Below are 22,387 nucleotides of genomic sequence, written 5' to 3' on the forward strand. Positions count from 1 at the left end.
AAATACCAGTTTGCTTGACGACAATAGAGCTGTGGAACCACCTGAATCCATTCCGAACTCAGAAGTGAAACGCAGTATCGCCGATGGTAGTGTGGGGTCTCCCCATGCGAGAGTAGGTCATCGTCAAGCTCTTATTCTAAAGCCCCCTTCCGGTAACGGTCGGGGGTTTTTTCTTGTCTGCAATTTGGCGAATGCGATCACTCTTAGTGATCTATCTTGTGATTGTCAATTGATAATCGACGTCGTGTCTCCAATCTTTACAGCAACTGTCCTTATAAGCATTTTTTTCAGTTTGCTTAAATCGTCGAGAGGTCGATATTGCCCATCCATTTATTGATGACAATGAAGCGGGCTTTTGGCTTATGGAAAGTGAAGACTTGACGCGTTTGCAAAACTTGGCTGTTTATGTGAGTTTACACTCGATATAGTGTCAATAATCTTTACAGCAACTAGATGTAGTGGCTGTGGTTGCTAACAGACACATGTGGTAAAGTGTTGGAAATTGATATGAATTCGTAGCGATTAACGCACGAAGCGCGCGGTTTCAGCTAAGTTGGTTGTTGGGATAATGTAGTCTTGCTGTAAAGAGTACGCCCGTACCGCTAATAGAGGTTGAAGCAAATCCTGTAGCGCATATCCTATCGGTAACAAGAATTTAATAATAAAAACAAGTTGTCACCATATTCCAAACCCTGTCCGACTATACTGAATGTTGGTTAAGGTGTGACTTGTCCTCTAACGATTTACGAGGTCACCAAGTGGTCAATAAAGCATACAGATCAATACTCGCATTAAGCGCTATGACGGCTAGTTTGTCGTCTGTAGCTCTAGAGGCTATTCCTGATGATGAGCTCAACCACTATACAGGTCAGGCATTCATCACAGTTGATGCCTCTTCATACTCAGATGCTAGCTTAGGTAACTATGAATTCACGCGTGTGAACTTAGGCCTTGATATCGAGACTCTTAGCAATATGGACGAGTTGCGTATAGGCGAATTCGATCGCAGTTATGGTGCTGATGGTACAGCGCCGATAGTCGATGATAACCGCAATATCGTTTATAACGCAGATGGCAGCGTCGCTGTCTATGATGCCGATATTATAATTCAAAATTTCGCTTTAGGTCGGGTTGATAATTATAACGACCCCGAAAATGCTGAAATCGTTCCCTTTAAAATTAAAGACCCATACATCGAATTGGCTTATAAAACAGATCCTGGGAATCCTAGTATTCGTCGGATTGCTGGTGTTCGCATTGGTTTTGGTCAGGCTCAAGGTGATTTGTCTGGAGACCTAATTTCATTAACAGGAAATCTTGAAGGTGAAATTCGAGGCCCAGGGTCTATTGCATATGATTCCGCCTGTGGTTCTGGTGGTACGGCGAATTGGTTTGAGTGTATAGAATTGGCATTGGCAGCAAATACTGAAATTTATGCTGAGGTTTTGTTGGTCGATGGCGCCACTGGTGAAGCTACTCTGAACGGTGCACCTTATTTGAAACGTGCATCTTGGATTGGTGTGCCAACAGGCACTAACTTCGAATCTGACGATTCTGGTCTGATCGCGAGTTTAATACCAGCCTTAACAAACTCGGCAGATTGCTCTGTTATTGGTGTGACCGCGTGTTTCCGTACAACAAACTACCAAAGTGTATACGTTGGTGACCCGACTCAAGATTTTGAGAATGGATCTGCATCAGGAGCTTTTATATCTCTCCAGCTAGAGTCTGTGCCTTGGGAGGATTTGTCTGGAATTGCTGGTGCCTCACGTGTTTTCACTGAGAAAGGGGCGTTCTTGAATATTGCCAGGTATGCCGACTCGAATGGTCAGCAGAGATACCCCCTCTATATAGATTTATACAATGCCTTAACCGGTGAGCCTCGTGTAGCCACATGTATTGGCCGGACAAAAGGATGCTAAAAATGAATAAAAAAATACTATGCACCTTTTTAGTTATAGCTCCCATTTTCGCAAATGCAGATCTGGTCGCTTTGGATGATGCAGTATTATCCAATGCGACGGGCGAAGGCCTAGGTATCGTATTAGAGGATTTTGTATTTAATGTTGATGATGCGGTTACTACCGTAACTGGTATTAAAAGCTCCAGTCCCGACGGCGGTGTCACGGATGGTCGTGATGTTACCGTTGATTGGACAGAGTTTTATGTTATGGGTGAGGGCAGTCAAAACGGCACAGTTGAGACGCCAGGACAAATAGGAAGCTTGGCTCATCCTTGGGTGCTAGAAACGTTACCTGGCAGTGCTTTTGCTAGTATTGGCGACGATATTGCGTTGCTACAACTAAGATCTGGTGAGTATACATACGCTTTAGAAAACACAGATAAGTATGCTAAATGGGCCCGATATCAGGAGTGTGTCTACGGCCAGTCCGGATGTACAAATGCGAATGATTCTGTGGCAGCAATTGATGCAGTTGTTAGTCGTTTGACGTCAGATAAGAATGCGCTGGAAGGGTATTACAGTGGTCAAATGGTGAATTTGGAAACGGGTATTAATAGTGACATAGCTGCTCAGATTACCCCCCAGGAACAGGTTGTCGCAACACAACAAGCTGACATTGCTCCAGCATATGACACTATGGAAACTGCTTGGACCGCTTCCGGTGAAGGTGTTGTTTTAGGGCAAAAATACGAAGGGAGTGATTGTGGATTCTTAGGGATAGGATGTGGTTCCGGTACCGCAAAAGGACAATACAACGCTACGGTTGATGATTATCTAGCCGAAGTTGACGATTATAATGTAGCTGAGAGAGAGCTTGCTCGTCGTTATCAAGAAACCCTCGATTCTAATGGTAATAGTCTGATTAAACGTCTTCGCGATTATGAGTCTTATCGTAGTTTATGTGGTGATGTAGAAGCTAGTAACTCTTGTGCCAACGGTTTGGTTGCCATTCGTGAAGGTGATCGTGAAGATGTTAATAGTGTCGCGGTTCAGTTAAGCGCGGGTTATAGCCGTCGAGCGGGTTTAGATATTGGCTCGAAGTTTAAATTTACAGTGTATGACGAAGATAAAGGCGCTTACCGAGAAGATTTCATGGATATCGACATGAAAGGAGTTACTTTAGACGGCTCATATATGAAGTTGTGGTCGCGTGATAATGAATTAAATGCTGAAATTAGACTCAATTTGTATGCTAAGGAACTCAATATCGGTACCTGTGGTTCTGCCTGCAATACTCAAGCACTTCAAGATTCCGCGACACTTTTTATGGATAACTTCTATTTAAGTTTATCGTTGGGGTATGGCGAAGTTCAGCCACTTAAGTTCAGTGTGACTGCAGATGGTAATTTTCAGTTAGAACTGTCTGGAGTTGATGGTACCAACTACGAAGACTTTTACGACAATGCTCAGAAGAGCTATTTATATGTCGGTAATATTCAGTTAGGAAATGCGACTGCTGCTGCCAATAGTCTTGGTAGTTTAACTGTTGACGGCTTACGTGCGACTTATCTTAAAGTGACAAGTCACGACCTGTAATTGGCGCAGCCAATTGTGTGTGCCATAAAGGGGTATATGTAATGACAATAAGAAAAATAACAGCCTTGCTTGGTCTAATGTCTTCGGTATCTGCATTTGCTGAACTGGCTCCGATGGAAGAAGCTGAGATGGAATCAGTAACAGGCCAGGGTGGTGTATATCTATCTGGTGAGCTTGCTTTTAACAAAGAAGGTGGCCCTTTATGGGGAGCTACTTCTGGTCAATTCGACGAGTTTGGTACTGAGAAACAGGTTCGCAATTGCGGTACTGTATCAGAGCCAGGGGAGTGCGGTATACGTATTGCCGCCCAGCTTGACCAAGGCGGTTGGTATGTATTGGATGACTTGTCTGGTGGATTTTCATTTGAAGGGCTAACACTACGTACGAGTTTTCGAGAAACAGCGTTGGACTACGATGTTCGTGATGCTTCCGGTAATCCAGTGGTTGAGGCTTTTAATAAAGAAGTCGTTGAAATAGGCCTTCCGAAAACAGTGTCGCTTAATAATTTCAAGTTCACTCTAGCGGTTGCAAATAGTGGTGAATGGAAGCCGAATGGAACTGTTCTTGCTGATGGCAATACGTTCCAGCAGACAAATTTATTTGGTATTCAAATGAATGGCGATATTACGCTGAAAGGCAACTTGCTACTTTTCCCGGTGAATTGATTATGAAAAACATACTATTCCCAATTAGTGCCCTAGCGTTGGCTGTGAATATCAGCAATGTGTCTGCACTTCAGCCTCTTGATGAATCTGAAATGTCTTCGGTGAGCGGTCAGTCAGGCATTACCTTAAATACTGCCACTGAGAGTCTTACCGCTGATCAAATTGCATATCAAGAAGATGGTGTCGCCTTGCAATTTAACGACTTTTCTCTATCTGGTGTTGCGGGGGCTACTTTTGATTCAACGTCTTTAATCGACATAGATGCTGATGGCCGCCTAAAAATCGATAGTGTTTCCGGTGCACGTGAATTATCCATTGGGAGTATCGGTCTTTCAGGTTCTAATAATAGCTTTATGGGGATCGAAGGGCGTTACGATTATTCTTCAAAGTTTCATATTGCAGGTTTAGGCGACGGTATTTATGACCTCTCAGGATCTGAAGTGCAAATGCATTTCGATCGATTAAATTTTACAGATGACGGTTTGGCTTGGATTTTAGACGACTACACATTTTCGGTTATCGTTAATTATGGTCATTTAATGTTTGAAAATGACACTATGACCATTGATATGGGAACGGAGTCAAATCGGGGTTTACATTTGGGTTATAGTGTCGGTGCTGTCGGGATGAGCTTGGATGCAAATAATCCCATTGGTTTTGATGACCCATTAGCCAGTACGTTTGGCGCAGTATCTTTTAACTTGGATGCCTACGGAACATTTAAGATCAAAGCTGGCGGCAAGACCGGAGAAGGGATAACCTTTATTCCGGGTTTAACATTGATCAACGATGATGATAATGACGGAGTTGTAGGTAACGAAACGCCCGCGTTTATGTATACCGACGACGGCTTTATCATGCTTGCAAAAGATTTTACTGGAACGTTCAGTACGGTTAGTGGCTTTTCTCTTGATTTAGAAAGTGATGCAGAAAGCCCTTATATGGCTATTAGATTTGCCGATTTTGATTTTGCTTATAGCCTAAATGATTTGGTTTTAGGTGGTACACAAGCGGATTACGACAACGGTTTATCCCAGACTCTTGGAAGCTTTGAAGGGGAGTTTCATTTTAGAGATGACCTTGTTAATAATCGTTTGAATTATCTGTATTTCCGTCCTGGTGGTGCTGTCGGCAATGACGGTATTACGGCAGATGTCTCTTGGAATATTGTTTCAGATCCATATGTAACTGCTACAGATGCACAAGGTGATTTTAACAAGCCTGGTGTTCTTAATACTTATTTGGCTATGAATGACAACGGTAACTACGTTTATTTCAATGGCTTCAATAGTTACGGTATCGGCCGTGTAACTATGGATATGACTAGTTATGCTGCAAATCCTGGAACAGGCGGTTTGTATGGCGCAACTGGCTTATATAGCGATAACTATGACGGTAACTTCGATGGCCTGCGTATCGGTTTTGAAGATTTACAGGGTTCATACAGCTTTGCTGGTGTGACCGTTGGTCGCAGTGAAGAGGAGGCGTTGGATTCTCCATTAATGGGTGGTACAGAGTTGTTGTTAGCCCTTGAAATTTTTCCGTCTTATGACTTTAAAATGAACGGTAATCTCACGATTGCTGCTGGTAATATTAATACTGGTGGGCAGGGGATTACACTAAATACTGACCTGTACATCTCAGATGCGAATGCTGCTTTAACGGTAAATGAAGAGGGGCGCGGTGTCTGGTTGACTGGGACTACCTATGACATCCACATGCGCAACGCCACTCTGGACGTCACAGATAACGGATTAACAATTAATAAAGGTCTTGCATGGTCCACAATCCGGGTTAGCGATATCAAGTTCGGTGACAAGGTTAATGGTGAATCCTTAGGCTCATTCGAGTTATCACGACTTGAGGATGGAACAACTATTTCAGTTGCGTCTGGTGGTGCTGGCCAAGTTTGTATCGGTGGTTCAGGTGCTACAGAAGCAGCGTGTGGTGCCGACGGCGGTCGTTTCGAAGATCGTGGCGACCAAGGTTTAACAGTTAAAGTGCGTGCAATCTTCGTAAAAGATGATGGTACCGATCTTCGATATGCGGGCAAGGGAAACAGTTTCTCTTGGACTCAACCAAACGGTACGACTCTTGCGCTAAACAACTTCAGCACTAATGATGGTACTGGCAATCCAAATCAGAATGATTATGGCTTTAACGTTGATTTAGCCATCGACGTTGCTGAAACTGTCGTTTTAGATGATTTGGGTAATGAGGTATTAACAGTAGCTGGTGAGCGTCCATTAGGTTTCGCAGTATTCGGTCGTGTTCACTTTAAACAGTTGAATATCGACGGTCTAACATTAGCGGCTACACCTACCAGCACTCCACAAACCTTGATCCAAGGTATTGTGATCCAAAATGCTGATATTCAAGCAAACTTAACGGCGACTCCGATCCGTTAATCTATCATGCTGCGGTGACCAGTGATCAGGCGTATACTATGCGTCTGATTCATTGGCAGCGGAGACCCTCATGAGCCAGCAAGATCGTTTAGTCATTTTTGATACAACCATGCGAGATGGGGAGCAAAGCCCTGGCGCGTCAATGACTAAAGACGAAAAAGTTCGTATTGGTAAAGCTTTAGAAAGAATGCACGTCGATGTTATCGAAGCGGGTTTTGCTGCTGCCAGTCCTGGTGATTTTGCGTCTATTCAAGCAGTTGCAGATGCCGTTCGTGAAAGTACCATTTGTAGTCTTGCGCGCGCAGTTGATCGCGACATCGAACATGCTGCAGAAGCTCTTAAACGAGCAGAACGCGCTCGTATCCACACTTTCATCGCAACTTCACCTATTCACATGAAGTACAAGCTTCGTATGGAGCCTGACGCGGTTGTTGAACAAGCCGTGTATGCTATCAAGAAAGCACGTAACTACGTGGATGATGTCGAGTTCTCTTGCGAAGATGCTGGTCGTTCTGATATCGACTTTTTGTGTCGTATTATCGAGGCTGCAATTAATGCCGGTGCTAAGACCATCAATATTCCAGATACGGTTGGTTATGCTATTCCCGATGAGTTCGGTCGAACTATTCGGACTTTGCTCGATCGAATTCCAAATGCAGACAAAGCGATCTTCTCCGTTCATTGCCATAACGATTTAGGTTTGGCCGTGGCCAACTCTTTGGCGGCTGTGGCCAATGGTGCACGTCAGGTTGAATGTACTATTAACGGTTTGGGTGAGCGTGCCGGTAATGCGGCATTAGAAGAGTTGGTTATGGCGATTCGTACCCGTACGGATTTGTTTAATATCTCAACAGGTATTGATGCCACGCAAATTGTGCCCACCTCTCGTTTGGTTTCATCTATAACCGGTTTCCCGGTGCAGCCAAACAAAGCTATCGTTGGTGCAAACGCATTTGCTCATGAATCGGGTATTCATCAAGATGGCGTGCTGAAACATCGTGAAACCTACGAGATTATGAAGGCTGAAGATGTGGGCTGGGGGGCTAATAAAATGGTTATGGGGAAGCATTCAGGTCGTGCCGCATTCCGTAGTCGTTTAACAGAGCTCGGCGTTACATTTGCGACCGATGCGGCCTTAAATGATGCCTTTGCTCGTTTTAAAGAGCTTGCTGATAAAAAGCATGAGATCTTTGATGAAGACTTACAAGCGTTAGCCTCAGAAGCAATTACAGATTCAGTGGAAGACGTCTATCGTTTAGTTTCTCTTGAATCCCACTCGGCTACCGGAGAAGTTCCAGCAGCTGAACTGGTCGTTGCTAAGTCTGGTGTCGAACATCGCAGTAAATCAGAAGGTGGTGGCCCAGTTGATGCGGCGTTGAAAGCGATTGAAGTAGTTGCTTGCTCTGGTGCTAATTTACTGTTGTATTCCGTTAACGCAATTACCCAAGGTACTGATGCACAAGGTGAAGTAACTGTGCGCTTGGAGAAGGGCGGTCGTATAGTGAATGGCAGCGGTGCCGATACGGATATTATTGTTGCTTCGGCAAAGGCTTATATTCACGCATTGAACTTGCTTGAATCTGGCAGCTCTCGTCAGCATCCGCAAAACGATGGTGTTTAGTCGCCATGCTTGAGCAGCAGCGCATAGATTACCTTAGTGCTATGGGTATCACTCAATGGATGCCCCGCGCTGCGCTACCTCATGCTCCTACTCCACGCTGGCTCCCGAATGCAGAGCAAGTCGAAAAAGCTAATGTGCGTGCGCTGCAGCAGCCCAGTCGTAGCGCTAACGCGCCTGTAGCGGCTGCTGATCTACTATCTGGCTTTGCTGTTAAAGCAAAAACCTCAATGGCAGAGCCCGTTATTGCTGCTTTACCATCGGCCCTCGATAGCAAAGTCATTAATTCTGAAACGAAGTCGAATATTGGCGTAAGTGACGATAAGATTCGAGATCTTAGTCTCGATAATCTAGCCTCTTCGCCGAGTATTCCTCCTCGTTTTCAATTGCACTTTCTACGAGTGTCTGGCGGCGGTATTTGGATTTGTGATCAAAGTGTGGCACCAGAGCATCTTCGCCGTTTTGCTCATCGTGTGTTAAAAGGCATGCAGCAACCGATGGATTTATTACCTGTGCCGGTGAAATTTAATTGGCCTTTTATTGAATCTAAACACGACGATCAAAGCGAGCCTGTGGCTCTGCAAGCATTGAATGCGCAGTGGCGATTCTTTGCTGATCAAGGCGTTACCTATGTATTAACTTTCGGTGATGATAGTCGCCGCTGGTTGGCGCGTATTGGTGTGCAATCGCATTACCATCATCCGCAATTTATCGATATGCTCAGTAACGCAAGTGACAAACGTCAATTGTGGCAGGCGTTACGCACGATTCCTGCTCACTAAGAGGCTGTTAAATGTCGCTGCGCGAAGCAACAATAGATGATCTAGTGGCACTTATGTCGATAGAACGACGTGCGCATGAACATCCTTGGGCTGAAAGCATTATGTTGCGTTATTTAAATAAGCCTCAGACAGTTTGGGTTTTGGAGCTTGATAATAGCGTTCGTGCCTATGCTGTTGTTACCGTTATTGCCGGCGAAGCGGAGTTATTAATGATTGCGGTACATCCCGACTATCAAGGCAATGGGCATGGAAGAGCATTAATGGATTTTTTAATCACGCATATCAAAACGCGAGCAGCTGAGCGGTTTTTTCTTGAAGTAAGAGAGAGCAATGTGCCTGCTATCGCTCTCTATGAGTCGTTGGAATTTTGCCAATCGGGTTGCCGCAATAACTACTATCCTACTAAGACTGGGCGTGAAGATGCGCTTATGTACTGTCTCGAACTGATTGATTGATGTTATCGATTGTTGATTCTTCAGCTAGCGGTTGGCTATATACAATAGTAGCTGCGATTATTCTTGGGCGAGTAATATCCGATTATTCATGGACGGTTTTCTATAAGTATCGGGGAGCCCAACATTTTTTCTTCGGCAGCATTGTTGTGCTATTTGCTTTTGCATCGATGAATGCTGGTATTTTACCAGGAATGAATTTTCATATTCTGGGTTATACCGCGATTACTTTGATGATGGGCTGGCGGCTGGCCTTTGTTGCAAGTGCGTTGGTCGAAGTGTTGCTCGGTTTTAGCGGAGCTATACACTGGCACGACGTCGGTATTAATTTTTTATTAAATGCGGCTTTACCAATTCTATTTTCTTATTATTTTTTTCAAATTGTTTATCGTCGGTTGAAGCATAATCCATTTATTTATATTTTGGTTGCTGGTTTTATTAATGCAGCCTTAACCCAAGGTTTGCACACTGTGATTTTAAGTGCTTGGTTTGGTTGGCATGAAACCTATGCATGGAGCAAAATCTGGGATGATTATTGCAGGTATTTGCCACTAATAATGTTTCCCGAAGGGGTAGTGAATGGCATGTTTATTACTGGGATGGTGGTTTTTCATCCACGCTGGTTGAGTACGTTTGACGAAGATTCTTATTTTCGTTCGTAATATTTATTAATTACGAGGCGCGTGCTTTTGCAGTTTTCGCTGTAATGTTCTTCTATGCATATTCAGAGCTCTTGCGGTGGCTGATACATTGCCATCACATTCGTTTAGTATTCTTTGAATGTGCTCCCATTCCATACGATCAACACTCATCACACTTTCCTCTTGCTCAGTATCGAGAGCTGGAGTGTCGTCAAAGGCTCGTAGGAGTTCTTGTAAGGTGGCTGGTTTATGTAGGTAATTGTGTGCCCCGCGTTTTATGTCTTCTACCGCCGTTGGAATGCTGGCATAACCGGTGAGAATCACGATACGAGTGCTGGGCCAGCGCTCGAGCAGTGTGCCTATAATATCGAGCCCCGATGCGTGCTCCAGTCTTAGGTCGAGAGAAATAAAATCAGGAGCCTGTTCAATGTGTGTTAACTCGTCAGGGCTGGCAATCCATTGTGCGGAATAATTTTGGCGCTCTAGGCTGCGCACCATAACTTGGCCAAAATGTGGATCGTCATCTATCACCAGCATACTTGGATTCATATTGCTCATTGCTCCTCATGCTGTATTACCGGGAGTTGGAGTAAACAAAAACTACCGCCGTTATATAATGGGCGAAGATGTATTTCTCCGCCAAACTGCTCGACGCTGGCATTGCTTAAATACAGGCCCAATCCCATACCTTGATCTTTCATTGTTGAGAATAAAGCATCTTCCTGGATGTGCTGTGCAGCTTGAGGATCGGGCTGAACGATGTCTAACGACCAGAAGCCATCACGAACATGGGTTCGTAGTTGTATCGGTAGATTGCCTGCTTCCGTGGCGTTGTTGAGCAAATTAAGCAACGCTTGATCGAGTAGTGGCGAAGCTGCAATGACAGCATCCGTGTCGCAGCCCAAATCCTCCCAAAGCGCGTTAGGCTGGCTTAGACGCCAACGGTGCAATAACAGTTTTAGCCAAGCACTGGCCGAGTGAAGTCCGCTGTGTTGCGCTTGGCGCCCTGAATGAGCGAGCTGCTGCAATGATTGGCGACAGGTGCTGACTTGAGCCTGCATCATCTTTAAGTCTTTAGGATTGAGAGGTTCATTTGGGGTATGAGTTAACTCTTCTAACAGCATGTGCAATGTCATTAGTGGTGTGCCCATTTCATGCGCCGTTCCTGCCGCTAGTGTGGCAATTCCAATCAGTTGTTCGTTTTTAAGTTGTTGTTCGCGCAGTTGCTGAATTTGCTGCTGTTGGCTTTGGCGGTCGCGCATCAATGTGGGCAAGAAGATGACCATGATAAGGGTGCTGATAACGAACGTTAGCCACATCCCCGCTAAGTGCCAATCAAACAAAGTATGTCTACCCACGCCATGGGCGGTACTGCTCATTAATGGTTGATACCACTGACTGAGAGCGCTGTAATCCACTACGATCACTATGGCGAAAGCGACGGCAAAACGCAGTGGCAGGCTATAGGCAGCAACCATCATTAATACCAGAAAATAGGATATAAAGGGGTTGGTGGCGCCGCCGGTGAAATACAGTAAACCCGTGAGCAATTGAGTTTCTATTGCTAGATGTATAGCGAGTGCTTGCTCACTAGTTGAACCACGTATTATCTGCCACAGAGTTACACCCAGTAGCGGCAAATAAGCCGCCAGCATAGCCCAAGCCCCCGTTAGCAACTGAAAGCCAGAAAAGCTTAACCAGCTGATAAATAACAACCACACCAGAGCGATTGAGAGTCGCAGCCAGCCAAGACGAGCTAATACGCGATGAGAGTTCAAAAGTCACTTTGTCCATTAAAACATCCAGCCATTGTGCCGCGACTGTACCTAAGTGCAAAGAATTTAAGCTAAGCTTAGAACACAGTCCTGACATAGATCAGGCTCCTCAGCTAGCGGCGAAGGAGTACGACGATGCCAAGATTCACTCTGCCATCTATGAAACTGCGCTACGCAGATGCTTTGCTCCCTAGTTTTCTATTGTTGGTCTATATAACCATCACATACCTTTCCGGCTTTGCCTTGATGATTTACGGCCATACAGTTGGCTGGCTATTTGGCATTTTGCTGCTCGCACATTCCATGATTTTAATTGCTTATTTGATACATGATCTTAGCCATCAGGCTTTCTTCATGGATCGGCGCGCCAATGAGTATTTAGGAAATGTGCTGAGTTTCTTGGTGGGTGCGAGTTATACCCCGTATGCTGACTTACGCAGTAAGCATATGCGCCACCATGTGGATCGAGCGGATGTTATCGCAATTGACTATCGTGCTTTTTTATTACGCCATCCCTTATTGTTGCGCGTCTTCCAGATTGCCGAGTGGTTGTATATTCCTGCAATCGACATTCTTATGCATGGTTTGGTTATTGCCAGTCCATTTGTTTTTAAATCCTATAAAGCGCTGAGCACACGGGTGCTTATTATGTTGGCAATTCGGATCGTTCTCTTCGCTATATTGGCTTGGACTGCTTGGCAGGCACTAGTGGGATATTGTTTGGCGTATATGCTGTTTATACATGTATTGCGATTAATGGATATGCATCAACATACTTACGATGTCGTTGTTGGCGTGGATGAAAAAGGGCATTTACGCCCAGATGCTGACTATGAGCGGCAGAATACCTACTCCAATCCATTGGGAAACTCACGCTTGATCAATTTATTGGTGTTAAATTTCGGTTATCACAATGCTCACCACGAAAAGCCGACGGCTCCTTGGTATCGACTACCAGCGTTACATCGAGAGCTATATGGTGATAAGCCGACGACGAACACATTTCCCATTCGCGAAGTGCTGAGTAATTTGCATCGTCATCGAGTCGCGCGTGTGATTGCCAGTGACACCACGAGAATGGGGGGCGAGACGCCTAATTTCTTAGGCTTGTATGGCGTCTCTTTTCTTACCACGATTTAGTTTTGTTGCAGGACCGACTTATACAGCCACTTTACTTATCCAATATATCTGTGGATAAGACTTTGGGTAAGTTTGGTAAAACTGCTCTTTGCCCTGATTTTAAAGGGCTTTCCCTCAGAACGAGCAAAATTTAAACGCTCGTTCCAATTCTCTCTAAGGCGCATATTATCTAGCTCTGTTCAAGGCGCTGTTAGAAAAAATAACAAATTAAAATGCTTGGCAGCGCGGACTATAATGTCGTATGTAAAAAATAATTTTGTGGATAACTCTGTTAGTAAGCTGGTAGGTACTTGTCAGTATGAGGCGTAAGCCCCCGATACTAGGCGCTTTCTTCAATCACGAGATCCGCGCTTCACCATTTAGCCCAATTTTGCGATAATCGCCCCCCTCCCGAATTCACCCCGTCAGGCGCTGATTGTCATTATGAAACCGCAAATTGCCGAGTTATTGTCTGCTGCCATTGAGGCACTGAAATCCCAAAACCTGCTCCCTGCTGATCTGGAAGCTAGCATTCAGGTAGACAACACCCGTGATAAGGCGCACGGCGATCTCGCCACTAACCTTGCGCTGACTTTGGCTAAGCCTGCGCGCAAGAGTCCGCGCGACATTGCCACAGCATTAGTTGCAGCCTTGCCAGCTAGTGAATTAGTGAAAAAGGTCGAAATTGCGGGCCCTGGCTTTATCAACTTCTATCTGAGCGATGCTTCAACCAATACCTTGTTACGCACAGTGCTTGAGCAAAAAGAGCAATACGGGCGCAGTAACGAAGGCGCTGGACGCAAAGTGCAGGTCGAGTTTGTTTCTGCCAACCCAACTGGGCCATTACACATCGGTCATGGTCGTGGTGCAGCGGTAGGCGATTGCTTGTGTCGTTTGTTTGAAGCTACAGGCTGGGACGTTACTCGTGAGTTTTATTACAACGATGCTGGCGCACAAATTAATAATCTAGCGCTCTCTGTGCAGGCTCGTTGCAAGGGCTTTACTCCAGACCATGAAAGCTGGCCGGAAGATGGTTATCGCGGTGAATACATCGTCGAACTAGCGAAGAGCTATATGAATGGCGATACCGTTGAAGCGGCAGACCAGAGCTTTACCGGCGCGAAAGATGCGGATGATCTAGATGCTATTCGTCATTTCGCCGTGGCTTATTTACGCCGTGAACAAGATTTGGATTTAAAGGCCTTCGCGGTTGATTTTGATGTGTACTTCCTAGAGTCGTCTTTATACTCAGAAGGCAAGGTCGAAGCGGCGGTTAATAAGTTAATTGAAAACGGTTTCACCTACGAAGATGGTGGTGCGCTATGGTTGCGTACTACCGACTTCGGCGATGATAAAGATCGTGTGATGCGTAAAACTGATGGTGGCTATACGTATTTTGTTCCGGATGTCGCCTATCATTTCGATAAATGGCAGCGTGGTTTTGTCCGTGTCGTTAATGAGCAAGGTGCCGATCATCACAGCACCATTACTCGTGTGCGCGCAGGCTTGCAGGCATTAAACGCAGATATTCCACAAGGCTGGCCCGATTACGTATTGCACCAGATGGTTACCGTTATGCGCGGTGGTGAGGAAGTTAAAATTTCTAAGCGTGCGGGTAGCTACGTCACGTTACGAGACTTGATTGACGAAGTAGGTCGCGATGCCACGCGTTATTTCTTAGCGGCGCGTAAAGCTGATGGTCAATTAACATTTGATATTGATCTAGCGCGTTCGCAGTCGTCTGATAATCCTGTCTACTACATTCAATATGCTCATGCGCGTGTTTGTTCTATCTTCCGTAAATTGACAGAAAATAATTGGTCATGGGATTTAGCAGCTGGCTCGGCGGCATTAGGATCGTTGGCATTGGACGCTGAAAAAGATTTGATCGTGAAATTAGGGCGTTATCCTGAAGTCGTACGCAATGCGGCTAATGCGAATGAACCGCACCAAATAGCCAACTATTTGCGCGATTTAGCGGGAGAATTCCACACTTATTACAATTCTGAGAAAACCTTAGTGGAAGAGGTGGATGTGCGTAATGCTCGCCTGGCATTGGCAGAGGGTGTGCGTCAGGTTATCGCTAATGGTTTAGACTTACTCGGTGTGAGTGCTCCGCAAGAAATGTAATGCGGTTGTGATAGTTATAAATACATACAACATTAAAGTCATTACTCAATAGGGCAATATCATGGCGGAAGGTTCTAGTCGCGTACCAGGTTGGGTTTGGGTTACCACCCCAGCTATTGCCGCGGCTTTTGTCGGTTTTATCGTATTTTTGTCCACCGTACCAGCGGGTAATGAGTTAGACGCGGTAAAAGGCGATGCTCGTAAGGCGTTAGAGCAAGGCGTAGAAAAAGCACGCTCGGATGCAGCCAATGCGGCAGCGGTTAAACCGTCTTACGACTTTTATAAGCTACTTGAAAAGCAAACAGTCGATGTGCCAGAGGTCGAAGCGTATCGCTCAACGCCTAAAGACAATGTTAATTATGAATATCGCCTGCAAGCAGGTTCATTTCGTTCTGCCAATGATGCTGAACGTCTTCGTGCTCAGTTGCTATTGGAAGGCTTAACGGCTTATCAAGAGGGCAGTACCGTCAATGGCTCAACTTGGTATCGAGTATTTGTTGGTCCATTTAAAAACCGCTCTAAGTTAAATAAAGCACAAGATACGTTGGTTAATATGAATATTAGCCCTCTGGTTTTAAAGCAAAAGAGCGACGGTTAATCTCGTTATGTCGGCTTGCAAGTGCATCCACAAGCCGACATTATCTTCCCACTGCTTACTCGCAAGGATGCCGCTATGACAACTCATTCTCAGCCGATTTGGCTACCCGCTTTAAAAAATACCTTTGGTTTTAATGCGTTACGCGAAGGCCAGCAACCGGTTGTTGAAGCTATATTAGCGGGGCGCTCTGCCGCAGCAATTTTTCCCACGGGTTCGGGAAAATCATTGTGCTATCAATTGCCTGCATTATTGTTACCACATTTAACGTTGGTTGTTTCACCACTATTGGCCTTGATGCAAGACCAAGTGAGCTTTTTGCGCAGCAAAGGCGTTGCAGCAGCGAGCTTGGATTCCACGTTGTCGCGAGAAGAATTGCAAGGCGTGCAGCAAGGCGTGCGTGAAGGCGCGATTAAAATTTTATTTATTTCCGTCGAACGGCTTAAAAATGAGCGCTTTCGCGAATTTATTCGTCATGTGCCTATATCTTTGCTGGTGGTAGATGAGGCACATTGTATTTCTGAATGGGGTCACAATTTCCGCCCTGATTATTTAAAGCTACCTGAGTGGCGTCGTCAGTTTAATATTCCACAGTCGTTATTACTTACCGCCACAGCTACGGAAAAAGTTGTGCACGATATGCGCCGGCATTTTGAAATCGCACCTAGTGATGTCGTGAGTACAGGGTTTTATCGCAAAAATCTACGCTTATTAGTGCAGCCAACAGCAATTGAGCAGCGAATCGAAAAATGCGCAGAATGGCTAAATCACCGTATAAAAAAAGGCGAAGCTTTCGGCAGTGTTATTTATGTTACCCAGCAAAATACGGCGGATGAAGTAGCGCAAGCATTAAAACAACGCGTATCTGTTCCTGTTGAGGCTTATCATGCGGGAATGCAAAGCGAAAACCGTCAGGCGATTCAACAACGTTTTATGACAGGAACGACGCCTTGCATTGTTGCCACGATTGCCTTTGGTATGGGCATTGATAAAAGTAATATTCGCCAAGTGCTGCATTATGATTTGCCGAAATCAATTGAGAATTACAGCCAAGAAATTGGCCGAGCTGGGCGTGATGGTCGCGCCGCCGATTGTGTACTGCTCGCCGATTTATCTGGTCTAACGGTGCTTGAAAACTACACCTACGGTGATACGCCCACCTTAGCGGCGATCACGCGCCTACTCGATACTATTCAGCAGGATACCGTGGGTATTAATCACGAGGGCCAAGGTCGTTGGGAAACCATGATGCTGCCTTTATCGAATCAAACAGATATTCGTCCTCTGCCGCTAAAGACTCTGTTAGTGCATCTAGAAATGGCGGGCTATTTAACGCCGTTATTTAGTTATTATGCAGAATATCGATTTCGTGTAGAAAGTGAGAGTAGCTTGCTAGCGCACTTTGATGCGGAGCGGCAGCAGTTTTTACAGACTATTTTTCAATGCAGTAAAAAAGGTCGTACTTGGTACAGTTTAGATGTACCTGCGCTAGAGCAAGTCGCAGGGCCAGATGCACGTTTGCGTGCAGTGCGAGCACTGGAATACTGCTTCGAAAATAATTGGCTGACACTCGAAATTAAACAAATGACCGAAGTGTACCAAGTGCAAGCTTGGCCTCATACAGAGCAGCCAGTAATTGCAGAAAAACTCTATCGTACTTTTTTAGAGCATCAGGAAAGCGATATTCAGCGCTTGCATAATATGATTGCTGTATTTCAATCTCAGCAATGTCTCAGTCGCCAACTAGCCGTATATTTTAATGACCACAGCATGAAACAGGATTGCGGTCATTGCTCTGTGTGTATGGGACGCTGGCAGTCCTGGCCGCGACCTATAAGACATGCTCAGCAATATGATGTAGCGCGAGTAGTCGCTTATCTATCGCAATTTGAGCAAGCCTATCAAACAATGTTTAAGCTTCCTTCGGAAGCGGAAGCTAAGACACGCTTTTTGTGCGGCATGACGAGCCCCCGGTTAACACGATTAAAAGCGCGTGGAATAGCAAACTATGGTTGCCTCGAAAGTGCGCCTTATGCAACAGTATTGGCCATCGCCAAGGAACTCTAGGACGCCCAATGAGCATAGTGACACGCACAGAAACTTTGGTAATCGATACCCCCGAGGGCAATCGCAATATTGCATGGCAAATGTGGCAACACCCGGATAAGCCTGATGCACCGCTAGTGATATGCGTGCACGGTTTGACTCGTAACCGACACGACTTTGATATGCTGGCAAAGGTATTAGCGGAAGATTATCGCGTTATAACCGTCGATGTTATCGGACGTGGAGACAGTGATCGCTTACAAGATGGCCAGCTTTACGGCTATCCCTTGTACGTTAGTCAAATGATGCAGTTATTGGAGTACCTAGAAGAAGAGACAGGCCAAAGTACCTGCTATTGGGTTGGAACCTCGATGGGCGGCTTGATAGGTATGATGATTGCCGCTCTGCCAAACTCTCCGATTAAGCGACTCATACTCAACGATATTGGCCCTGTGATTCCATTAGCTGCGCTGCAGCGTTTGGGAGAGTACGTTGGCAAAGCGCCGACGTTCCGTAACATCGTTGGAATTGAGCACTACCTAAGAATCGTTGCGCAGCCGTTTGGCCCATTAACGGATGCACAATGGCAGCACCTCGCGCGCTACAGCGCAGAGGATACCGGTGGTGGTGTGTGGCAGTTACGTTATGATCCGCAAATCGCCCTGGCCTTTGCCGGTCTGGATAGCGACATTGATCTAACCGCTGTGTGGACTGCAGTTGAATGTCCGGTACTCGTCATTCGTGGTGCAGAGTCTGACTTGCTCACGTCGGACACGGCGAACGATATGCTGATGCGAGAGGGGACAGAGTTGGCTGTAATCCCCGGGGTTGGCCATGCGCCAGTATTGATGGATGACGAGCAAATCTCTCTAGTTAGCGAATTTCTTAATCGCTAATTCCTTAATGGCTTAGTCGCATTTGCGGCTAGGCCTATCTTCGCAAAATATAATTGCCTGACTTTTTTACTCTTCTCTAGTGCGTTTCTGGCCGTGTTAGCTGACTTTCTATTACCGCTTACTGTTAGATTGCCACCTAGATCACAGTTCTCTTTGATTATTATCATTAGTATCCGAATGTAACAAAACGCGCTAACAAAAAACGACACTGTAAAGCTGGAAAGAACCAAGAAGCTGGTCCTTACTATTGGTACAGAAGTTAAATCGATCGTAAGGTAATAGATCAATGGAAGAGAACGAAACTAACGGCTCAGGGCTAGTGCATATCCACGTGGTGGCAGCATTCACTTCGTGCTGCATATTGTTAACCGCTATGTTGATCGGTTAACTGTGAGACTGTTGTTTCTGACAACGTCGTCTATTACTTAAAAAAACGATCTTAAATCTTCCTTGTATATCGCGTTAAATTCTTAGTATTTATCCTTGCAACTCACCCCTTTGGCTCTAGCGGCCATATCTCCTCTTAATCTAGATCAATTTGAGCCGATGTGTCTTTTACGCTCTGTTTGGTTTGCTTCGATCCACCTTGCTGCATACCATTTCTTAAAATAATAAAAATGGATGTTCTCTATGAAATTGGTGCAAAAACTTGCTTTGTCTGTGTTGGGCATAGCGACCATAAGCTTAAGTTACGGTATGTCGTCGACACCGGAAGTTCCCTCACAACCTAATGCGTCTGGCTATAGCGGTGATGTTACATCGTTAGCGCAAGGCTGTTTTTCTATTCAATCTCCTGCGACTGGAAACTATCTCAATCGTTTCGATCAGGGAGGAACTGTCGATGATGGCCTGTCTTATCATTTTGAAAATATTCCAGTCGCCGAAGCCGCTCAGTTCTATATTAAGCCGACTGGCCCTGATGGCTTTTTATTAACAGATAAAAAAGATGGCCGTTATTTGGCTAGCCATTTACCTGCAGCTGTTAGCGCAGGAACCTACGCAGGTGAATTTGCCGAATGGGAAATAGAAAAAGATTCCGATAATAATTTTAGTTTTAAAAATACCGCTTTGTTAATGAAGTTAGGTCATAAGACGAATAAAGGCAGTCTGTATTTTCAAAGCTTTCTCGATTTTCTGAGTCTTAATTCAGAAACGGCTTATCGTTTAGTCGTACAAAATGATTGCACAGCATTTCCTGAAGTTACCACAAATGTGAGTGGCAGCGTCGATGGATTAAAAGGAAATATAAATAATTGTGGATTAAATGATTACTGTACTCGCGAAACAATCGAAACACAGTTACAAGAGATTTATGCTTTAGGTGTGCGCACCTTAGATCCAACACATAAATTCGATAACCAGTTGGCCGGTTCGGCTGTAGAAGATGGCTTTATTAGCTTAGGTTAGTGGTTGTCGTCAGGTCGATTCTTTGAAACTAAAGAATGTGATGAATATCGTCGAAGCACGTAACTACAGCGGTGTTATTACCTCTCATAGCTGGATGCGTAGTGCTAAAGGCGGTGCTGTACACGACAATACTCGTCGCTTAATTGAAGCCGGTGGTTTTTCTTCGCCTTACAGCGTAGACGCGAATAATTTAACCGGTCGGATCGACAAGTACTTAGATATCGTTAAGCAGAAACCTTATTTACAAGGTGTGGGTTTAGGTACCGACATGAGTGGCTTAGGTGGTCAGCCGGGTCCACGCAGTGATGCCGACATGAATCCACTGGAATACCCATTTGTTTCAGAATTTGGCTTAACCTTTGATAAGCAAATTTCGGGTAATCGAGTATTCGACTTTAATACGGATGGTGTAGCCCATTACGGTATGGTCGCAGATCATTTGGAAGATGTTCGCGAACAAGCACCAGAACGCATTTACGAAACTATCATGAATTCTGCGGAAGCTTACCTGCAAATGTGGGAGAGGGCCGAGCGAGCAGGAGTAACGGAGCACTATAATCCATTGTAATATTTATCCTGAAATAGAAAGGCGCTATTTATAGCGCCTTTTTATTTGCAAGATTTGTGTCGATTGGCTGCTCTCTTGAATGAATTTCAGCCATAAAAAAGCCCGCATATTTCTATGCAGGCTTCTTAAATAGTGGTGCCCGGAGGCGGAATAACGGGGCCGCCTAGGTCACTGACACTCTGTGTCGATTGGCTGTCTCTTGAATAAATTTCAGTCATAAAAAAAGCCCGCATATTTCTATGCAGGCTTCTTAAATAGTGGTGCCCGGAGGCGGAATCGAACCACCGACACGGGGATTTTCAATCCCCTGCTCTACCGACTGAGCTATCCGGGCTTCTCGGGAAACAATGTTTGTGTCCGTTGAGTGGCGCGTATTAAACCGCGCAAACTAAAAGCTGTCAAGCATTCCTAAAATTTTATTTATCTTTGTTTTCAGGCGGTTACTCTGGAACGTAGCCTTCTGCTTTGTCGAAGTCATCGCCACTCAAAAACTTATCGCGCTGCTCGGTTAGATACTTACGTGCTTGTAGGTCCATCATGTTTAAGTGCTTTTCGTTGATGAGCCGAGTTTGGTGCTGAGTCCATTCATCCCATGCTTGAGCCGACACGTTATTAAAGATTGCTTCGCCTTTTGGGCCAGGGAATGGAGCAGCACTTAGGCCTTCGAGTTCTTTCTGATGTTTTTGGCAGAATACGGTGCGGGTCATTATTGCTGTTCCTTTGGTGTTAGCGGCGCAAAGCTTGAAGGAGTTCTTTCACCGGAGCGGCGAGTCCAAGTGCGCTTGGGTTGTCTGGATTGTACCAATGGTCGTTGTGTTCGCCTACCGCAGTGGCCAGCTGTTCGAGCTGGATATGTAGCGGTTGGATGTGGAGGTGATAATGGCTGAACGTATGTCTGAAGGAGGGCAGCAATTCTGCTTGCTGATACTCAAGCCCTAGATGGCTTTTTACCCATGCGATTGCGTCATCGGGTTGCTTTACTTCTGGAAAGCTCCAGAGACCGCCCCAGATTCCTTGCTGCGGCCGTTGACGTAATAGCAGAGTGCCGTCAGGTGCTTCGATCATCAGTAAGACAGTATGCTTCTCTGGCTTTTCTTTTTTCGGCTTACTGTTCGGGAACTGAGTTTGCTTCCCCGTTTTTAATCCAGCGCAATCAGGTTGTAGCGGGCAAATACCGCATGCAGGTTTACTGCGCGTGCAAAGCGTTGCACCTAAATCCATCATGGCTTGGGTGTATTCACGGTGGCTATGGACAGGTGTTAGATCCTCAGCGACTTGCCAAAGGGCACTTTGCACTGTGGTTGTTCCCGGCCAGCCCTCAACCGCATAGAAACGCGTTAAGACTCGTTTTACATTGCCGTCGAGTATTGGCGCTCGTATGCCCATGCTTATAGATGCTATTGCCCCTGCCGTAGAACGCCCAATGCCTGGTAGCTCTGTTAGAGCATCTACATTTTGTGGAAATTCACCGCCATATTTTGAGCTGACGATTTGAGCGCAGGCGTGTAAGTTGCGTCCCCGCGCGTAATAGCCGAGGCCCGTCCAGTGATGCAACACGTCATCTTGGCTTGCTGCCGCGAGTGCTGTGACGTCTGGGAAGCTTTGCATAAAGCGTTCGAAATAAGGAATGACCGTGCTGACTTGGGTTTGCTGCAGCATGATTTCGGATACCCATACGCGATAGGGCGTAATGTTTTGCTGCCAGGGTAAATGCTTACGTCCGTGCTGGTGATACCAAGCCAGTACGGCATCGCTAAATAAAGAATTAGAGGACATGTGAGACGTG

The 22,387-nt window shown here is 45.5% G+C and carries 20 protein-coding genes, 1 tRNA gene and 1 rRNA gene; 16 read left to right on the forward strand and 6 right to left on the reverse strand.

Going from position 1 to position 22,387, the window contains the following annotated elements; all coding sequences use genetic code 11:
* Window positions 1-13: 13 nt before the first annotated feature.
* From rrf to UXZ23_RS15455, 9 genes are all read left to right on the forward strand, one after another.
* A 5S ribosomal RNA gene (gene rrf / locus UXZ23_RS15415) occupies window positions 14-129 on the forward strand.
* A 671-nt stretch (window positions 130-800) separates the two neighbouring features.
* Complete coding sequence (locus UXZ23_RS15420) at window positions 801-1,922, forward strand: hypothetical protein (protein WP_320821428.1); 1,122 nt, start codon at window positions 801-803, stop codon at window positions 1,920-1,922.
* A 2-nt stretch (window positions 1,923-1,924) separates the two neighbouring features.
* Complete coding sequence (locus tag UXZ23_RS15425) at window positions 1,925-3,499, forward strand: hypothetical protein (RefSeq protein WP_320821429.1); 1,575 nt, start codon at window positions 1,925-1,927, stop codon at window positions 3,497-3,499.
* A 41-nt stretch (window positions 3,500-3,540) separates the two neighbouring features.
* Window positions 3,541-4,164 carry a DUF6160 family protein gene (locus UXZ23_RS15430; RefSeq protein ID WP_320821430.1) on the forward strand — a complete coding sequence of 208 codons (624 nt, stop codon included), beginning with the start codon at window positions 3,541-3,543 and terminating at the stop codon, window positions 4,162-4,164.
* Between the two features lie 2 nt (window positions 4,165-4,166).
* Window positions 4,167-6,572: a DUF6160 family protein gene (locus UXZ23_RS15435; protein WP_320821431.1), complete on the forward strand. Its 2,406-nt coding sequence runs from the start codon at window positions 4,167-4,169 to the stop codon at window positions 6,570-6,572.
* A 70-nt stretch (window positions 6,573-6,642) separates the two neighbouring features.
* Window positions 6,643-8,193, forward strand: a complete 1,551-nt coding sequence (locus tag UXZ23_RS15440; protein WP_320821432.1) for a 2-isopropylmalate synthase — start codon at window positions 6,643-6,645, stop codon at window positions 8,191-8,193.
* A gap of 5 nt (window positions 8,194-8,198) precedes the next feature.
* Window positions 8,199-8,972: a hypothetical protein gene (locus UXZ23_RS15445; RefSeq protein WP_320821433.1), complete on the forward strand. Its 774-nt coding sequence runs from the start codon at window positions 8,199-8,201 to the stop codon at window positions 8,970-8,972.
* 11 nt (window positions 8,973-8,983) lie between these two features.
* Window positions 8,984-9,427: a ribosomal protein S18-alanine N-acetyltransferase gene (gene rimI, locus UXZ23_RS15450; protein WP_320821434.1), complete on the forward strand. Its 444-nt coding sequence runs from the start codon at window positions 8,984-8,986 to the stop codon at window positions 9,425-9,427.
* Window positions 9,427-10,086 (forward strand): energy-coupling factor ABC transporter permease, encoded by a 660-nt coding sequence (locus UXZ23_RS15455; protein WP_320821435.1) that lies wholly within the window; start codon window positions 9,427-9,429, stop codon window positions 10,084-10,086. The genes rimI and UXZ23_RS15455 overlap by 1 nt, the downstream gene beginning before the upstream one ends.
* A gap of 6 nt (window positions 10,087-10,092) precedes the next feature.
* Here UXZ23_RS15455 and UXZ23_RS15460 read toward each other — a convergent pair whose 3' ends face one another.
* The 3 genes from UXZ23_RS15460 to UXZ23_RS15470 are packed head-to-tail and all read right to left on the reverse strand — an operon-like array spanning window position 10,093 to window position 11,937.
* On the reverse strand, window positions 10,093-10,614 hold the full coding sequence (locus UXZ23_RS15460; RefSeq protein ID WP_320821455.1) for a response regulator transcription factor: 522 nt from the start codon (window positions 10,612-10,614) through the stop codon (window positions 10,093-10,095).
* 5 nt (window positions 10,615-10,619) lie between these two features.
* Complete coding sequence (locus UXZ23_RS15465) at window positions 10,620-11,720, reverse strand: ATP-binding protein (protein ID WP_320821436.1); 1,101 nt, start codon at window positions 11,718-11,720, stop codon at window positions 10,620-10,622.
* Complete coding sequence (locus UXZ23_RS15470; RefSeq protein WP_320821437.1) at window positions 11,656-11,937, reverse strand: hypothetical protein; 282 nt, start codon at window positions 11,935-11,937, stop codon at window positions 11,656-11,658. The genes UXZ23_RS15465 and UXZ23_RS15470 overlap by 65 nt, the downstream gene beginning before the upstream one ends.
* Before the next feature lie 38 nt (window positions 11,938-11,975).
* Between UXZ23_RS15470 and UXZ23_RS15475 the strand changes: the two genes are divergently transcribed.
* The 7 genes from UXZ23_RS15475 (at window position 11,976) to UXZ23_RS15505 (ending at window position 20,601) form a co-directional block, all read left to right on the forward strand.
* A complete protein-coding gene (locus UXZ23_RS15475) occupies window positions 11,976-12,980 on the forward strand; it encodes a fatty acid desaturase (RefSeq protein ID WP_320821438.1) in 1,005 nt (334 codons plus the stop codon).
* Between the two features lie 423 nt (window positions 12,981-13,403).
* Entirely contained in the window at window positions 13,404-15,089 is a 1,686-nt protein-coding gene (argS, locus tag UXZ23_RS15480) for an arginine--tRNA ligase (RefSeq protein WP_320821439.1), read from the forward strand.
* Window positions 15,090-15,150: 61 nt separating this feature from the next.
* Window positions 15,151-15,687 carry an SPOR domain-containing protein gene (locus tag UXZ23_RS15485; protein ID WP_015485521.1) on the forward strand — a complete coding sequence of 179 codons (537 nt, stop codon included), beginning with the start codon at window positions 15,151-15,153 and terminating at the stop codon, window positions 15,685-15,687.
* Window positions 15,688-15,762: 75 nt separating this feature from the next.
* Entirely contained in the window at window positions 15,763-17,751 is a 1,989-nt protein-coding gene (locus tag UXZ23_RS15490) for a RecQ family ATP-dependent DNA helicase (protein ID WP_320821440.1), read from the forward strand.
* Window positions 17,752-17,759: 8 nt separating this feature from the next.
* Complete coding sequence (locus UXZ23_RS15495; RefSeq protein ID WP_320821441.1) at window positions 17,760-18,626, forward strand: alpha/beta hydrolase; 867 nt, start codon at window positions 17,760-17,762, stop codon at window positions 18,624-18,626.
* A gap of 630 nt (window positions 18,627-19,256) precedes the next feature.
* Window positions 19,257-20,033, forward strand: a complete 777-nt coding sequence (locus tag UXZ23_RS15500; protein ID WP_320821442.1) for a hypothetical protein — start codon at window positions 19,257-19,259, stop codon at window positions 20,031-20,033.
* 22 nt (window positions 20,034-20,055) lie between these two features.
* Window positions 20,056-20,601: a hypothetical protein gene (locus UXZ23_RS15505; RefSeq protein ID WP_320821443.1), complete on the forward strand. Its 546-nt coding sequence runs from the start codon at window positions 20,056-20,058 to the stop codon at window positions 20,599-20,601.
* A gap of 258 nt (window positions 20,602-20,859) precedes the next feature.
* Here the strand turns inward: UXZ23_RS15505 and UXZ23_RS15510 are convergent.
* The 3 genes from UXZ23_RS15510 to mutY all read right to left on the reverse strand — a co-directional run bounded on the left by UXZ23_RS15510 (window position 20,860) and on the right by mutY (window position 22,377).
* Window positions 20,860-20,935, reverse strand: a tRNA-Phe gene (locus tag UXZ23_RS15510).
* A gap of 106 nt (window positions 20,936-21,041) precedes the next feature.
* Entirely contained in the window at window positions 21,042-21,308 is a 267-nt protein-coding gene (locus UXZ23_RS15515; protein WP_320821444.1) for an oxidative damage protection protein, read from the reverse strand.
* A 19-nt stretch (window positions 21,309-21,327) separates the two neighbouring features.
* Window positions 21,328-22,377 (reverse strand): A/G-specific adenine glycosylase, encoded by a 1,050-nt coding sequence (gene mutY, locus UXZ23_RS15520; RefSeq protein WP_320821445.1) that lies wholly within the window; start codon window positions 22,375-22,377, stop codon window positions 21,328-21,330.
* Window positions 22,378-22,387: the final 10 nt, after the last annotated feature.

The sequence above is a fragment of the Thalassolituus sp. genome, assembly GCF_034111725.1.
GTDB lineage: Bacteria > Pseudomonadota > Gammaproteobacteria > Pseudomonadales > Oceanobacteraceae > Thalassolituus.